This window comes from Alkalihalobacterium elongatum (genome assembly GCF_019024285.1).
Lineage (GTDB): Bacteria > Bacillota > Bacilli > Bacillales > Bacillaceae_F > Alkalihalobacterium > Alkalihalobacterium elongatum.
Map to the genome: position 1 here is coordinate 1 of NZ_WMKZ01000020.1, position 15,301 is coordinate 15,301.

The window sequence follows — 15,301 nt, forward strand, 5'->3', positions numbered from 1 at the left end:
TCAACAACTTCTACGATAGGAGTTTTTTTTATGTCTGTAAATACTATTTTTTGAAAAAATGGAACTATTTTAAAGGCGTGCAACGCCAGTGGGACAGACCCCTATGTATATATAAAAAAAAGTAAACTTAACAGAAAGAGGCCTACAATAAGTGTGAGCCCCAACCTTACTACCCTACGAACGGTATCTACCAAAGAACTCCAGATCCTTTTCTTCTTTTTAAAGACCACCACTTTATCTCCACCATCAGTCTGGGGATCATTAGAAGTAGAACTCTTTTGCACATGGTAGTCACGAGACACTGTGGTTGCTTCAGCAGGATTTAAACGAAAGAACCGTTCACTTATTCCTCTTGATTTAGCTGATAATCTCTTTTGTATCACTAATTCTAACTGTTCTTCGTCCTCTCTAATAAAATCAGCTTCCTCCCAATACTCTCTGGCTACGCAATAATCCAGTGAATATCCTCTCGCATCACGTTCAATATAGCAATCTAAATATTCTCTAGCCGTTCCATATTCAGTAGCGTAATATAAATCAGGATAGTAAATATACTGGAAAGCGTGCCTCATTTCGTGTGATAAAATTGATATTAAATAGTAATGATCAATCATATCAATATGGTTTCTATCTGCGTAATAAAACCCACCCATACCACCATCTAGTTCATGTCCTCTAGGGTAAATTGTGATCGTAGGGTATACCTTTAAATTTTCAGCAATACGATCATAATTTTTAAATAGCGTCGACTTAGTAAAGTCATCTAAGTGACCTATAATTGTTATCTTAGATTCGGCACTTGTTCTCTCATTTAGTCCGTTTAAATTATTAAATACAACTCCCCATTATTAAACAAATCTCGAGATTCATAAAATCTATTAGACAATTTGTTCACTCTTCCTCATATATATTTCCATATGTTTCATACGTACAGCTCTATCACCAAAAAAACTTCAGTGTTCCCCCCACAAAATGAGTCTATTAACCTATTTTTCCGATACACACAACCTCAAGTTTGCTATAATAGTACTACAAATTACAAAATGTTACAATTTTCATAAATTAGCAGATTTAACAAGTAATGTAGTTGGACTATAAAAAAGGTTAAGGGTAGTGATGTTTAATGGAAAATATTAAATTAAGTTTTTACGATTTTGTTGGAATATTGATACCTGGGTTTGGTGTTTTAGGAATTTTATTATTAACTAATCAAAGACTTTGGGAAGTTTTTAGTAATATAGATTGGAATATCGGATATATAGTGTTAGGGCTTGTCTGTGCCTATATTTCTGGTAGTGTTATTCAAACAACATTTCAGAAATTTTTACACTTGTGTGTTTATAATGGGGATACAAGTATTGAAAATATTGAAGATAAACATTTGAGAAGCGAAGTTATAAGCTCTATTAAAGAATACTATGGTCTTAATGAAGATCCAAAAGATGAAACAAGAACATTAGCAAGTTCAGCCTTAAATGCCCTAGGTGGAAAGGTGGATAATAAGTTATTTGTTGCAATTTCAGACTACTTTGGTTCTCTAGCAGTATTATTTTGTTTAACATTCTTTGTACTAATACTCCATCCAGTATTTGGATATGTTTGGATTTTTCCTGAACGATTTAACTCATTTTTTGTAGTTTTACTTGCGCTTCTTTCTATAGGCATCTGTATATTGCTATTTGACCGCAGTAGGCAGTTTGATAAGCGGGCAAAGAAAACACTATTTCTAACATTTCATGCTTACTATACAAAAAGTAAGAGTGCATAGATCAACACAATGATTATTGAAGTTCAGAAGACCATTGCAATTTATAAAAAGGGGTCTAAAAGGGGGTCTGACCCCCACTGCGTTAATAGAGATTATTTCAGGTACATAGCTGCAATTAAATTTAAGATCAAAATGGGGTATAGAATATGAAAAACCTATTCATAGATTACTGGAGTGTGTTATTAGTTGTATTCTTATATTCAGTATTTGTTATTTTAGCATCAGTTTACTTCTATGAATTCCCACAATCAAAGAGTTTTGGGATTTATAATAGTGAGGATTCTTGGATAGGATTATTGATAAATCTAAATTCTAGTATTATTGATTTTTTAGTTTTTAGTTTTATTGTAGTTATATTGATTAATAAGCAAAGCAGTAAAATGCAACGGAATACAGAAGTTAAAATAAATAAAGAATTGTTAGAAATCAACAGAGAACAAGAAGGTCAACATGTAGCATTAATGAATGTAATAACACTTAAGAAGCTAATAAACTTAGGTTGTAAGAACATTAATTTAAGTAAGATATGTTTTAATGAAACTAGTTTAAGCCAAATTAATCTAAACAACAGTAAACTAATGGGTGCCAGATTTTTCAACTGTACATTAAAGAATAGTACCCTAGAGGAATGCAATTTTAAAGGAGCTATTTTTAAAGAAGCAAAGTTATCTAATGTAAATTTCATTAATTGCAATCTTCGTAATGGGCATTTTTCCAATAGTAAAGCTAAGGGAGTTATCTTTAAAAATTGTGACTTATATAAGTGTGATTTTTCAGACTCAAACTTAAAAAACGCTGACTTTAGAGGTGCTAGCCTTGAACATATTAATTTTATTGGTGCTAATTTATCACATGCTAATTTTAAAAATGTTAAAAATTTAGATTTAGAAAAGCTAAAACAAGCTAAATTACTAAATAAAATAAAAATAGATCGTCAAATATACGACGATCTTAAAAAACAATATCCAGAGAAATTCAATTCAAATGATTAATAAAAGCTACGCTGAGCCCAAAAAACATAATTGAATATTTCATCGGCTCAGCGGGGCTTGAACCCGCATCTCACTTAAGTAAGTGTGCTTTAACCAGTTAAGCTATGAGTGTAAAATAATTATAACTTATTACTCTACTAAATTAAACCATTCTTTGAAACATTCATACAAATCTACTCTATATACAATCTGACTCTCCACCATACTTAAGCCTAATATATGTTTTGGTAGTATGAAACCCACTCACCCCTACTATCTATATTCTTCTAATTACTGGACGATATGCTACCATCATAACAATGCTCATATGTTTCTCTCCCTCCTCAATAAATTAGTAAATATCCTTCTATTAATTCACGTCAAGAGTAAGGAATCCTTTAATTCAAGAGCAGCGGAGTCTGTCCCCCACTGCGTTTAATACTTTATCCTAATGTGTGCTAGAATATGCAATCTCTTGAAAGTAATATTTCTCAATTTCGACAATTTTCGCTAAGGTAAGTATATAGACCTATGCTAATATTTTTATATCAGTATTCTAAAACAGATGGGTCAGTTACTCGTTTCAGAGGAGATTGAGCGAACAAGGGGAAATTGCAGTTGTAGCTAGTGGAAAGTTGGTATATAAAAGTAGGTCTATGATGGCTTGAGATAGCTAAAAAGAAGTAGAAAAGGAGTGTAAGGCACCCTGTGAAAAGTTCCTATAATTTAAATGAACAAACTTTGCTTTTTATAAATGATTTAGGACAGGTTGTTGAAGATGGGATTGTTTATACTACTGCTGACTTGGTCGATCTCTTCAAAGAATCAATGTACTATAATGATGTCCTTACAACGTATTCCGAACCTGCAGTAAAGAAAGCCATAGGCTATGCAGTGACAAGGTCAGAGCAATGGAACCGTATAAAAAAGGGATACAACCAAAAAGACTCAAAACTAGTAAACTCTCCTAAAGAAAACAGAAATAAGGCAATTGTAGATATAAACATAAAGCCTCATAATAACAAGAAAGAAAATATTAAAACACAACCGCCCAATAAAGAAATGGATAACCATAGGTTAAGGGACTCCCCGTTCAGGAAAGAGCTTATTCATTTTCTAACAGAAAATTTATATAACGCACTTTTGTTAAAAAAGGAGATCAAAGATGACGGGCTGCGAAAATACCATTTTACAAAAGGTACAGGAGAAGACCTCTATTTTCTTACGGAAAGTTTTTATCGACAGAAGAACTTAGATTCTAAGAAACATAGTATTTCTGATTTTATTACTCAAAAAGCCGTCGAAATTATCGAATCTGGGGAGACAAGTAATAAGCTAATTTATGAACATATGGTTCCAAAGAACATCTACATCTCGGTTATAACAAGGGCAGCAATCCACGATCAACTCACATATTATATGATCTATGAATTATTAGATAAGTATTTTTATGTTTGTACAATAGCAAAAAATTCGGAGAATGAAAAATTACCTAGTAGGACTATGGGAGAGGGCTGGGATCAAATAAATCCTTTTTACAGATATGAACAAGCGGATATTGTGTTCTTTCCAAACATTTATAACGAGTCTTATAAGGGGTCTGTCCCCCACCACGTTAATGCTTTACCACAGTTGAGGACAGACCCCAATAAAATATGAAAAGAGCTAAAACTATGAAAAAACGATTACTCCTTATATTAATTATTATGCTAGCTTTCACCACCCTCTTTGCATGCTCAAATAATGAGTATCAAAAGGCGGTGGATCAAGGGATTGAGAGCTTAGGAGAGAAAGATTACCATAAGGCAGCACTGTATTTTGAATTAGCTTTGAAAGAGAAGGCCAACGATGAACAAGCTGCCGCATACTATGAGCAGGCAAAAGAGATGGCCAATGCTTTGGAAGCAGCCGAACAAGGGGATTTTGAAAAAGCACTACAATCTCTTTCGGTTGTGATCAACCAAGAAAACGGGTTGAAATCACTTCAGGAGGAAGCAAAAAAACTAGAGGAACAAATTCAAGCAAAAAAAGAAATAGTCACTAATTTTGAAGAAAAGCTAGAACAAGTTAAAGGTCTTAGCTTCAAGGAAAATTATAATGAGATCAAAAGAAAGATACAGCTTTTAGAGGAAACCATTCGCTCAAATGACATTCTAGCAGCCTATCAAGCTGATGTAACAAAGTTAAAAGAACAGCTCGAAAGCTTTTTAAAGGAAAAGGAAGAAGCAGAGCAAAAGAAAAAAGAGGAGGCTTTAAAGCAGGAGGAAGCGAAGAAACAAGAAGAAGCTAGGAAAAAACAAGTTTCTTATCAGACTTATAAAAATGAACGGTTTGGCTTTTCGATTCAATATCCGAGTGATTTAACGATGGCACCTCCCCCAACAAACGATGATGGTAGAAGGTTTTACAACGATGAGCTTGAAGTCGTAGCCTTTGGCGGCCATACAAATGTCATTGATATGGACGAAACGATCGAAACTTATTATTATGATGATTTAAATAGGATTTCTGGGTCGATTGGTTATCAAAGGATGACAGAAGATTGGTATGTGATCTCCTATAATCAAAACGGGACGATTGTATATAAGAAGTTCTTCTTTAACGATAGTACGTTTAATACGTTTATTATTAGTTACCCTGCGAGTAAACAAGCACGATATGGTCCGATTACCGAGCATATTGCAAATACCTTTGTTGCTGCGACCTATTAAGGGGTCTGTCCCCCACTGCGTTACTGCTTTACAGTGGTGGGGGTCAGACCCCCATCTTACTCTTCCTCGAACCACCAATCATCGTCATCAAAATCATACTCATCATCAAAGTCGTATTCCCAATCATCATATTCTTCATCGTACTCCAAATCCCAGTCATCATAATCATAATCCCAGTCCCAATCAGTACCGTACTCGTACTCATAATAGTTGTCATAATCAAATTCCCAATCATAGTAATCATCGTATTCAAAATCAAAATCCCAGTACTCAAAGTAGGAAGAGTTATCCGAATAATCTCCGCCGTCAAAGTACCAGCTATCAATGTATTCCCATAAATAGTCATAGAAAAAGAGGCCGTCAGTATAATAGAACTCCGCATAAATTTGCTCTTCTGACATCGGTTGTTTAATCCATGACTCAATCAGTGGGTGTACCGTATAGATTGGTATACTAAACCCAATGGACGAGCCTCTTGTATCTATCGCTGAGTTAATTGCTATAATCCTTTCTGTCTTCTGTGATACTAATGGGCCTCCGCTACTCCCTGGTGCAATCTGGGCAGAAGTCTGGTATAAATTTGAGTACACAAAGTTATCAATATAAAAGTTTCGGTCTACACCTGTAATATAGCCCATTGTCGCTGTATTCTGGTAGCCTAGTGGACTTCCGAGTGCAATGACTTCTTCACCAACGGATGATGGTTTTTCAGCTTCAATTTTTGATGGTTTCCTTCCAATAAAATCTTCTACCTTAAGAATTGCGACATCGGTTTCATTTGAATAACCAATGACCTTCCCTGCATGCTCTGTTCCACTAATAGAGGTTACCAGTACATCAATACTGCCCTCTACGACATGTGCATTTGTTACGACAATACCAGTATCATTGTATAAAAAGCCTGATCCTTGACCAAATACGGTGTGTATTGTGTAAACATTTTGCTGGGCATCAGCAATAATGTCTGTAAGCTGTCGAACCTTATTTTCGTCTTTCGGTTGCTCTATTTTTATAACGGGTGGAGCTTCTTCTTCGACAGGTGGTGGTTCCTTGTCTAAAGAAACGGAAACGGGCTGTACCTCACTGGCTGACTGATGATCTCGAAGTAACTTTGACCCTTCAACAAACACCAACCCGCTCACTGATAAAAGTATTAAAACTAAAACTATTAGAAGAAAGGGCTTTCTTTTTCGTTTATTACCACAACTTGAACAAAATCTAGCTTCCTTGTTTAATTGAACACCACACTTTGGACAGTACATAATAATTTCCCCTTTTTGGTAGAGAATCTTAAGCATAGTTTCATTTTACTACATAATTTACCAACTATATAGTTCAAAATTACTAATATGGGGTCTGACCCCCACCGCGTTAATGCTTTACCACATCGGGGGACAGACCCCCTTCAAAAACCTTGTAAACAAATCTCACAATCCATTTGAAATTACGGACTCCGAAAGATACCCTTTAGTTATTCCAGTTAATGGGAGGTTAATAGAGAATATAAAAAAAGTAGAGGGAGTGGAAGAAAAAACGATGAAGGTTAAAAACAGCATTAAAAGCATAGTTGTAGTAACATTCGTGTTCATATTGGGAATATTTTTGCCAATGGGGGCCGCTTTCGCCCAGTCACCACAGGGCTTAGCTAACAAAGTAAATCCAAAAGCAGCAGAAGCTGTATCGAAAAACCCCACTGCGGCGAAAGCTACTGGACTACAAAGCTTTCAGATTGAAGAAACAACGATAGCCGAGGTTCAAAGAGCACTTCAAACAAACAGAATTACATCGGTAGAATTAGTACAAATGTATTTAGATAGAATTGAAGAATATGATAAAAACGGTCCAGGAATTAATTCGATCATTTCGGTTAATCCAGAAGCGTTAGAAATCGCAGCTGAAATGGACAAAATTCGTGGAAAAGGAAATCAGGGTCCATTGCATGGAATTCCTGTCATTTTAAAAGATAACATTGATTCAAAAGATAATATGCCAACTACGGCAGGTACAATTGCTCTTAAAGATAACTATGCTACTGAAGATTCCTTTGTTGCTAAGCAACTAAGAGAAGCAGGAGCGATAATTCTTGGAAAAGCTAACATGAGTGAGTGGGCTTATTTCATGACAACAGGTGCGCCTAGTGGTTACAGTGGTTTAGGTGGACAAGTTTTACATCCATATGGTCCAGATACATTTGCAACAGGAAGTGTTGGTGGATCAAGCTCGGGTACTGGGGCAGGGATTGCCGCAAACTTCGCTCTTGTTGGGATTGGTTCAGAAACATCTGGTTCCATTCTTAGCCCGTCTAGTGCAAACTCTCTGGTGGGCATCAAACCAACGGTCGGGTTAATAAGCCGAACTGGAATTATCCCGCTTTCAAGCACTCAAGACACTGCTGGTCCAATGACTCGTACAGTAACCGATGCAGCGATTACACTTGGAGTGCTGACAGGCATCGATGAAACAGATCCAATTACAAAAACAAGTGAAGGAAAATCACTAACTGATTACACACCACATCTAAAGAAAGATGGCTTACAAGGAGCAAGAATTGGTATTGATTACAGCTTTGCAGGTGGTAATGGTCAAGCTCAGGTGGAACAAAGACGCATATTAGAAGAAGCCATTGAAGAGATGAAAGCACAAGGGGCGATTATTGAACAAGTAACGATTCCAAGACCGCCATCTTCACACAGCTCAATTGTTTTATGGCATGATTTCAAACATGATTTAAACGCTTATTTAAGCAAGGTTTCAGATGATGTACCTGTCAAATCATTAGCAGATGTTATTGAGTTTAATAAACAGGATCCTGATGTTAGGATGCGCTTTGGACAAGTTCACTTAGAGCGTGCTCAAGGTATGAGCGACGACCCTCTAGATCCAACGTATTTAGACCATCGTGAAAAAGACTATAGATACAATGCAACAGAAGGAATCGATGTGGTTATGGCAGAACACGATCTTGACGCGTTATTGTTTATCAATAACCGAGGTGCTGGAATGCCTGCAAGGGCGGGTTATCCTTCTATTACAGTACCAGCTGGATACTCGAATGTAGGTATGCCAGTAGGTGTCACGTTTACAGGTATGGCATACAGTGAAGCGAGGTTAATTGAATTAGCCTATTCATATGAGCAAGCCACACAAAAACGCGTTGCACCGAGCTTTGAGTAATAGTAAATAAAAGGGGTCTGCCCCCCACTGCTTTAAAGCGGTGGGGGACAGACCCCTTTCTTCTTAGAAATACTTTTTCAAACAATATTTTATAGGCTTCCTCTAGTAAATATTATTTGTTAAGTATCACTAACGTTTATTTTGCTACTTCATTTACAAACGGCCTTAGTCTCTCTGAAATATCGTCTACTAGTTTTTTTGTATCGATTGAAGAGTCATTACTAGCTTTATCATGAACATATTGCAGGATGTCTAGTAATGCCTTTTCATCTAATTTTGTCTTAACAGCCAACTTTTTTAACCCTCCTAATTTCCTATACATTTCCCTCTAATATGGTAGCACAAAAAAGCACTTAAAGTTCAACAAATGTTTCGACAAAAAACGGGGTCTGTCCCCCACTGCTTTAACGCAATGGGGGACAGACCCCATTTAATTAGTTACTAAACGGCAGATGAGAGCTGTGAAGAGTAATTTTCAGGTCGCCATCAGTATTTCTTGTATAAGCGAAAGAGTATTCTACTTCAACAGGTTCTCCTCCGTTAGCTGGTGTGAAATAATACACGCCCATACTTACAGCCTTATTTCCTTCAATTTTAACCCCTTCATTTTCCCAACGTACATCTGACCAAGGTGTAATAGCAAACCCTTTATCCTCGGCAATATCTCCACCGATGAAATAAGATAAAGCCTCTTCAAATGTACCACGGTGACGTACTTCTAAAGCTAAAGTTGGCTTGAAAAGAACTTCGCCCATGTCATAACCATAGAAACGTTCGATATGCTCAACAGCAGCGGCTTCATAATCGCCACCCTCGCTGTATACTTCTCCGATATGTACAATTCCTTCTCCCCAGCTTTGCTGGAATTCTAATACTTCCTCTTCTGTGATTGCTTGAGCAGCACTAAACGGTAAATGAGAGCTGTGAAGGACAATTTTCATGTCGCCATCAGTATTCTTTTTAAAAGTGAAAGTGTATTCTACTTCTACAGGCTCTCCTCCATTAGCTGGTGTGAAATAATACACGCCCATACTTACAGCTTTATTTCCTTCAATTAAAACCCCTTCATTTTCCCAACGTACATCTGACCAAGGTGTAATAGCAAACCCTTTATCCTCGGCAATATCTCCACCTATGAAATAAGATAAAGCACTTTCAAAGGTACCACGGAAACGTTCCTCTCTGGCTAAAGTTGGTTTGAAAAGAACTTCACTCATGTCATAACCATAAAATCGTTCGATATGTTCAGTAGCAGCAGCTTCATAGTCGCCACCCTCGCTGTATACTTCTCCTATATGTACAATTCCTTCTCCCCAGCTTTGTTGAAATTCCAGAACTTCTTCCTCTGTGATGACATGCGTTAATTCAGCAGCTTCTACTTCTGCTGCTGGCTCACTAGAAGTAGAGTTCGAACATGCTACTAATGTCATTGCTACAAAAGCAGCACCTAAAATTGTTGAAATTCCCTTAAATCTTTTCAAAATCTTTTACACCCCTTAAAATTTTTGTAACTTATTTGTTTTACACAACATAGATTAGTATAGTTAACTACATGTTAACAGTCAATGATTTTTCATCTAAAAGTTAACTTTATTGCTAAAATATCCCATAGTTAGATAGCCTGTACTGCAATGGTATAATTAACTAAATGCATACTGTTTTAATAAGGAGGAGCGCTATTCATGCCAGACTTTAAATCAAGGCTTAAACGTTTAAGAAAAGAAAACGGATTAACCCAGCAAGAAGTAGGAGATAAACTTGGGGTTTCAAAGGTCGCTGTCTCTGGTTACGAAAACGGGATTCGGTCTCCAGAAACTGAGACATTGAAAAAAATTGCTTCCTTGTTTAACGTTTCAATTGATTATTTAGTAGGGTATTCGAATAGTCCTAGCCGTTCCGATGATAAAAATTCCGATGATTATTATCTAATTTCTGATATAGGACTTCTGCAAGGAAAGTACAAACTCATTATTGAGGATGAAATCGTAGACCAGGCGTTACTAAAAGAAACACTTGATTATATAAAAGCTAAAAGAATAATGAAGAAAATGCGTTAAAAATGGGGTCTGTCCCCCACTGCGTTAAAGCGGTGAGGGACAGACCCCATCTCATGTGTTATTATTTAAATATAATTAATACTATAAATCACTACCATATTAGGGGGACAAACATTGAACGTACTTTTAACAGGTGGCACTGGGTTTGTAGGAAAACAAGTTATATTAGGCTTGCTCCGAACGGGACATACGGTGTTTTCCATCATACGAAATACCCGAAAAGGTGATAAATTATTAGCCAGCATCCCAACTGAACATAGAGGGCGTTTTCATATCATAGAAGGCGATATTTCTCTAGAGGATGTTGGCCTTTCACAAGATGCGATAATGACATTAAAACAGAATCAAATAGATGCCGTTTATCATATGGCTGCCTATTTATCCTTTGATCCAAAAGACAAGGATAAAACTTTCCACATCAATGTAACAGGTACGAAATATCTTCTAGAACTAACAAAGAAGATAAGTGCTAAGCGCTTTTTCCATGTGAGTACAGCTTATACATTAGGGACAGAAGTTTATGCGAAAGAAGAGCTTCATTCCCTTGATCGATCATTTGTAAATTTTTACGAAGAAAGTAAATGCCAAGCCGAGCATTTAGTTTTTTCATATGCTGATCAATTCGATGTGAGTATTTTCCGTCCGTCTATTATTATGGGAGATTCCAAAACTGGAGAAGCCGACACCTCGTTTGCTCTCTACGGAATAATAAAAAGTTTAAAGCTATTAAAAAGACGGATGGAGCGAAGCAAACAAACCTACGATCAACCCTTTAAGTTACTATGTAATAAAGAAACACATCAAAATTTTGTACCAGTAGATTTTGTATCCGAGGTTTTAATTGCAGGCTTGAAGTATGCCAAGAAGGATCAAATTTATCATCTGACTACGAATAATCCACCTTCTAATGAAGCTTTGTATATGTTAGTAAAAGAGGCCCTTGGGATTCAATCGCTCGTATTGGTCCCGACAACCTATGATGGTGAATTAACAAGCGAAGAAAAATTAATTAATGAACCTTTACGAATCTTCCATCCCTACTGGGAGCGTACCATCGTGTTTGATAATACAAACACCCAGCACCTTTGCAAAGAAGCGGGAATCCCCCCTCTTAACACGGATATAGACATGCTCCAAAGGATTATTTCAAAAAGCGAATGAAAGAAGGGGTCTGTCCCCCACTGCGTTAAAGCGGTGGGGGACAGACCCCTTTTTTGCAGATAAAATAAATTTTTTTGTTCACAAAATCGTCACTTACCATTAAAATGAAATTTATGGAAGAGTTTCTCACAAAGTACTTGAAAAAAAATGTGAGGGGTATTGATATGAATTCAGAAAAAGTAATGAAAAGTGAGCTTAATCAAGAGGAATCTTTTTTTTCAATTTATATTAAGAAAATGAAAGGTGAAAAAAGTAACATATCAAGCTATAAGATTACTGAGCATTTGGTTTCAGCTCTTGGAGGGCTACTTGCGATGTGTTTAATTAGCTTAGTTGCTTTTACTTTAGGTTACCCAATGGTTCTGGGACCTATAGGTGCAAGTTGTCTGTTGGTGTTTGTTGCTTATTCCGGTCCTTTTTCACAACCTCGTTCAGTAATTGGTGGACATATTATAGCAACACTTGCTGCTCTTACTGTATGGGAGTTCTTGGGGAGAACTTATTTAACAATAGGAATAACGTTAGCACTAGTTATTTTTTTAATGGCTATTTTAAACATGATGCACCCTCCAGCAGCTGCAAGTGCAGTAGTAGCTATCAATGTACAAGTGGGATGGGGATTTTTCGTCGCTATTGTTGTAAGTGCTATATTAGTGGTGGCGTTCTCAGTTTTTTATAATAACTTATTTAAGGATAGACAATATCCTAAACACTGGATTTAAGATTATTAATCTAGGAGTAATCGTTAATGGATGAAAAAGTGGGAACATGTTCTCGGTGTTCTAAAACTATCTACTGCAAAAGCGGTTTTCTAAATGGGACTATACTAAAAGAAGGAAAACTCATTTGTTTCCAATCTGAAGAAAATGATATTGAAAAAGGGGTCTGTCCCCCACTGCGTTAAAGCGGTGAGGGACAGACCTCTTTCTTATAAATTCCTATTTTATTTAGTAGTTATGTGATATGTTTAAGGTAATTACTAGGAAATTAGGTGCTAATATGGAAAATCTACTTATTAATATACTTTTTGTTCTATTACCTATCTTAATCTTCCAACTCTTTTATATTAATACAGATTTAAAGTACAAAAACATCATATTAGCTACCGTTTTTAGTATCTCAATCTTGATATGTATGAATTTCCCAATTACAAACTATGAAGGGCATTTATTTGATCTAAGGTATATTGCATTTGTATTAGGAGCCCTTTATGGTGGAAAAAGGGTTGCTATTTTCCTCTATTTTGTAATCTTAACTTACCGGTTTTATATAGGTGGCGCAGGTTTTTATATTGCCTTGATAGATAGTACTTTATTATTAATTGTTCTATTATTTTTACTAATACCAAAATATCAAACATATTCTCTCAAAACAAAAATAATTGGCACGATGGCTTTGCTTGGACTTGTTGCTATTATTAGCTTAATTACTTGTCATACATTATTTGGCTTTATCCTTCACGCTCCAACTGTTTTTTTATCTTCCTTTATTGTTGCCCAAGCTTTAACGATGGGTCTTTCTGTTTATTTTCTTGAATACTTAATTACAATCCACACAATGAAACAGCAACTATATCATAATGAAAAATTAAAAAGCCTTAGTGAAATGGCGGCTAGCATCTCTCACGAAGTTCGAAATCCGTTAACAGTCACAAGAGGATTTATCCAACTACTCAAAAGTCCAGGTATTGACGATAAGAAGAAAGATACTTATTTAGACTTGTCCCTTCAAGAATTAGACCGTGCTGAATCGATCATTTCAGATTACCTTACGTTTGCAAAGCCACATGTAAATATTGAACTGGAATTATTAAATATTACCGATGAAATGAACTATGTTGCGAATGTGATGCAGCCTTATGCATTAATGCAAAATGTATCTATTACAAAAAAATTTTTCATTAAAGAGAGCTATATTTTAGGAAACAGAAAACAATTCCATCAATGCTTAATTAATTTATCAAAAAATGCTATTGAATCCATGCAAAGCGGTGGAAAGCTAGAGTTTAAAGTAAGCAAAGAAAATAATAAAATAACTTTACAGCTAACGGATACTGGAGTTGGAATGTCCTCTGAGCAAATTGCACGTTTAGGCGTACCTTTTTTCACAAATAAAGAAAAGGGTACGGGTTTAGGAACAATGGTCGCTTTCAGTATTGTGAAAGCAATGAAGGGAGAAATAAAGGTAAATAGCAAACTGAACGCAGGAACTACATTTACTATTTCGATACCAGAGAGTGTAAGTAAGTCAACAACAGACTAAACGGTTGTTGACTTTTTTGTTGAATAATAGGGGTCTGTCCCCCACTGCGTTAAAGCGGTGGGGGACAGACCCCTATCTTTGTTTTCTTTTCCAAACCGCCAAGTATCCTAAGACTATGGATGAATATGTAATCCCAAGTCCTAGATATGTAATAGGGCTGCCTAGGCTTTCAAGTTCCGTTATATTCTGCGGTAAAAAAGCAACAATCATTGATATAAATACAATGATTGGAGAAATCCAACTCCCTCCACCCTTTGGAGAGACTACATCCTTTATAATCTTAATGGCTAATAATTGATAAATCGAAGTACTAGTGAATAGTGCCATGATCCAAATTACTGATGTAACACTTTCTAACCTTTCAAAAAATTCACCAGGTACCTCAATTACTTTTGCAATTTCCATAAAAGGAAAAGTAATTTTTTGAATGGATTCTATACTAAAGATTGAATTAGTTACGACCACAATAAGTAAAAACATGAGGGTAACAATTACACCAGCTATGTTTAAAGGTTTTAATGATAAGTTTCCCCCCATAAAACTCATAAGGTAAAAAAGTATAGGAATATCACCGATAAAGGGAAGAGATAATGCAAGGCTTCCTTTTATAATAGGCAATACTCCTTCAGACATGATCGGGAGTATTTTCCCAAATTCGATTTCATTAAAGTTACTTAAACAAATCATTACAATTACAAAAAGAATAATTGGGAGAAACATAAGATTGATATGTACGATACCTTGAACACCTTTACTTACAGCATAAGAAGATGTCAACAAAAAAATAGCCACTAATACTTCTGATGGAGTTTGATCTAATAAATACATTTTAACTGAAAAGACCATGACCCGAACAACAAGTGCAACATTTAGTATAAAATATAGAGCTAAAATAAGACCAATAAATTTAGCAAACCATTTACCAGCTCTTCCTTTTTCAAAAAATTGTAGTAAAGTTTCACCTGGAAAATTTCGTTGTAGTTTAACATACAATGAAACAGTTAAAACCATGAATATTCCATTTAGTAAAATAGATATCCAACCATCTGGCGTTCCTATTTCAGAGGCCAATGTTCTCGGAGCAGTAATTATGGAACTAGACAGTACAGCAGAAATAAGGACAATAGACATTTCTATAGGGGTAATTCGGTAATAGGAATTATTCATAGTCTTTCTCCCTCTAGAAAGAACTTCAAT

At 35.8% G+C, this 15,301-nt stretch carries 15 protein-coding genes; 10 read left to right on the forward strand and 5 right to left on the reverse strand.

All coding sequences use genetic code 11. The features are described from left to right. Nucleotides 1–101: 101 nt before the first annotated feature. Nucleotides 102–653 carry a hypothetical protein gene (locus GKP30_RS16550; protein ID WP_216830577.1) on the reverse strand — a complete coding sequence of 184 codons (552 nt, stop codon included), beginning with the start codon at nucleotides 651–653 and terminating at the stop codon, nucleotides 102–104. Nucleotides 654–1,123: 470 nt separating this feature from the next. On the opposite strand from GKP30_RS16550, the gene GKP30_RS16555 reads away from it, so the two are divergent. The 4 genes from GKP30_RS16555 to GKP30_RS16570 all read left to right on the forward strand — a co-directional run bounded on the left by GKP30_RS16555 (nucleotide 1,124) and on the right by GKP30_RS16570 (nucleotide 5,450). Beyond that, a complete protein-coding gene (locus tag GKP30_RS16555) occupies nucleotides 1,124–1,768 on the forward strand; it encodes a hypothetical protein (RefSeq protein WP_216830578.1) in 645 nt (214 codons plus the stop codon). Between the two features lie 146 nt (nucleotides 1,769–1,914). Then, complete coding sequence (locus GKP30_RS16560; protein WP_216830579.1) at nucleotides 1,915–2,760, forward strand: pentapeptide repeat-containing protein; 846 nt, start codon at nucleotides 1,915–1,917, stop codon at nucleotides 2,758–2,760. A gap of 687 nt (nucleotides 2,761–3,447) precedes the next feature. After that, a complete protein-coding gene (locus tag GKP30_RS16565) occupies nucleotides 3,448–4,398 on the forward strand; it encodes a hypothetical protein (protein WP_216830580.1) in 951 nt (316 codons plus the stop codon). A gap of 14 nt (nucleotides 4,399–4,412) precedes the next feature. After that, nucleotides 4,413–5,450, forward strand: coding sequence for a hypothetical protein (locus GKP30_RS16570; protein ID WP_216830581.1), 1,038 nt, complete (start codon nucleotides 4,413–4,415; stop codon nucleotides 5,448–5,450). Between the two features lie 56 nt (nucleotides 5,451–5,506). On the opposite strand, the gene GKP30_RS16575 is transcribed toward GKP30_RS16570, so the two are convergent. Then, entirely contained in the window at nucleotides 5,507–6,712 is a 1,206-nt protein-coding gene (locus GKP30_RS16575) for a trypsin-like peptidase domain-containing protein (protein WP_216830582.1), read from the reverse strand. Between the two features lie 274 nt (nucleotides 6,713–6,986). On the opposite strand from GKP30_RS16575, the gene GKP30_RS16580 reads away from it, so the two are divergent. After that, nucleotides 6,987–8,624 (forward strand): amidase family protein, encoded by a 1,638-nt coding sequence (locus GKP30_RS16580; protein WP_236035155.1) that lies wholly within the window; start codon nucleotides 6,987–6,989, stop codon nucleotides 8,622–8,624. A 136-nt stretch (nucleotides 8,625–8,760) separates the two neighbouring features. Here the strand turns inward: GKP30_RS16580 and GKP30_RS16585 are convergent, their stop codons facing one another. Together GKP30_RS16585 and GKP30_RS16590 are read right to left on the reverse strand one after the other, a co-directional pair. After that, nucleotides 8,761–8,916, reverse strand: coding sequence for a hypothetical protein (locus GKP30_RS16585; protein ID WP_216830583.1), 156 nt, complete (start codon nucleotides 8,914–8,916; stop codon nucleotides 8,761–8,763). Nucleotides 8,917–9,058: 142 nt separating this feature from the next. Further along, the gene (locus tag GKP30_RS16590) at nucleotides 9,059–10,105 is read right to left on the reverse strand and encodes a hypothetical protein (protein ID WP_216830584.1); all 1,047 of its coding nucleotides are present in this window, start codon (nucleotides 10,103–10,105) and stop codon (nucleotides 9,059–9,061) included. A 201-nt stretch (nucleotides 10,106–10,306) separates the two neighbouring features. On the opposite strand from GKP30_RS16590, the gene GKP30_RS16595 reads away from it, so the two are divergent. The 5 genes from GKP30_RS16595 (at nucleotide 10,307) to GKP30_RS16615 (ending at nucleotide 14,104) form a co-directional block, all read left to right on the forward strand. Continuing rightward, on the forward strand, nucleotides 10,307–10,681 hold the full coding sequence (locus tag GKP30_RS16595) for a helix-turn-helix domain-containing protein (RefSeq protein WP_216830585.1): 375 nt from the start codon (nucleotides 10,307–10,309) through the stop codon (nucleotides 10,679–10,681). Nucleotides 10,682–10,795: 114 nt separating this feature from the next. Next, nucleotides 10,796–11,842, forward strand: a complete 1,047-nt coding sequence (locus tag GKP30_RS16600; RefSeq protein ID WP_216830586.1) for an SDR family NAD(P)-dependent oxidoreductase — start codon at nucleotides 10,796–10,798, stop codon at nucleotides 11,840–11,842. A gap of 164 nt (nucleotides 11,843–12,006) precedes the next feature. After that, nucleotides 12,007–12,564 (forward strand): HPP family protein, encoded by a 558-nt coding sequence (locus GKP30_RS16605; RefSeq protein ID WP_216830587.1) that lies wholly within the window; start codon nucleotides 12,007–12,009, stop codon nucleotides 12,562–12,564. Nucleotides 12,565–12,590: 26 nt separating this feature from the next. Beyond that, complete coding sequence (locus GKP30_RS16610) at nucleotides 12,591–12,746, forward strand: hypothetical protein (RefSeq protein WP_216830588.1); 156 nt, start codon at nucleotides 12,591–12,593, stop codon at nucleotides 12,744–12,746. 59 nt (nucleotides 12,747–12,805) lie between these two features. Further along, a complete protein-coding gene (locus GKP30_RS16615; RefSeq protein ID WP_216830589.1) occupies nucleotides 12,806–14,104 on the forward strand; it encodes an ATP-binding protein in 1,299 nt (432 codons plus the stop codon). Nucleotides 14,105–14,176: 72 nt separating this feature from the next. On the opposite strand, the gene GKP30_RS16620 is transcribed toward GKP30_RS16615, so the two are convergent. Further along, the gene (locus GKP30_RS16620) at nucleotides 14,177–15,271 is read right to left on the reverse strand and encodes a GerAB/ArcD/ProY family transporter (protein ID WP_216830590.1); all 1,095 of its coding nucleotides are present in this window, start codon (nucleotides 15,269–15,271) and stop codon (nucleotides 14,177–14,179) included. Nucleotides 15,272–15,301: the final 30 nt, after the last annotated feature.

Bases quoted from the DNA above. Each gene is read 5' to 3' on its own strand.
- GKP30_RS16605 (WP_216830587.1), top strand. From the start codon at position 12,007: ATGAATTCAGAAAAAGTAATGAAAAGTGAGCTTAATCAAGAGGAATCT.
- GKP30_RS16580 (WP_236035155.1), top strand. From the start codon at position 6,987: ATGAAGGTTAAAAACAGCATTAAAAGCATAGTTGTAGTAACATTCGTG.
- GKP30_RS16555 (WP_216830578.1), top strand. From the start codon at position 1,124: ATGGAAAATATTAAATTAAGTTTTTACGATTTTGTTGGAATATTGATA.
- GKP30_RS16610 (WP_216830588.1), top strand. From the start codon at position 12,591: ATGGATGAAAAAGTGGGAACATGTTCTCGGTGTTCTAAAACTATCTAC.
- GKP30_RS16615 (WP_216830589.1), top strand. From the start codon at position 12,806: ATGTTTAAGGTAATTACTAGGAAATTAGGTGCTAATATGGAAAATCTA.
- GKP30_RS16620 (WP_216830590.1), bottom strand. From the start codon at position 15,271: ATGAATAATTCCTATTACCGAATTACCCCTATAGAAATGTCTATTGTC.
- GKP30_RS16575 (WP_216830582.1), bottom strand. From the start codon at position 6,712: ATGTACTGTCCAAAGTGTGGTGTTCAATTAAACAAGGAAGCTAGATTT.
- GKP30_RS16550 (WP_216830577.1), bottom strand. From the start codon at position 653: ATGGGTGGGTTTTATTACGCAGATAGAAACCATATTGATATGATTGAT.
- GKP30_RS16595 (WP_216830585.1), top strand. From the start codon at position 10,307: ATGCCAGACTTTAAATCAAGGCTTAAACGTTTAAGAAAAGAAAACGGA.
- GKP30_RS16570 (WP_216830581.1), top strand. From the start codon at position 4,413: ATGAAAAAACGATTACTCCTTATATTAATTATTATGCTAGCTTTCACC.
- GKP30_RS16560 (WP_216830579.1), top strand. From the start codon at position 1,915: ATGAAAAACCTATTCATAGATTACTGGAGTGTGTTATTAGTTGTATTC.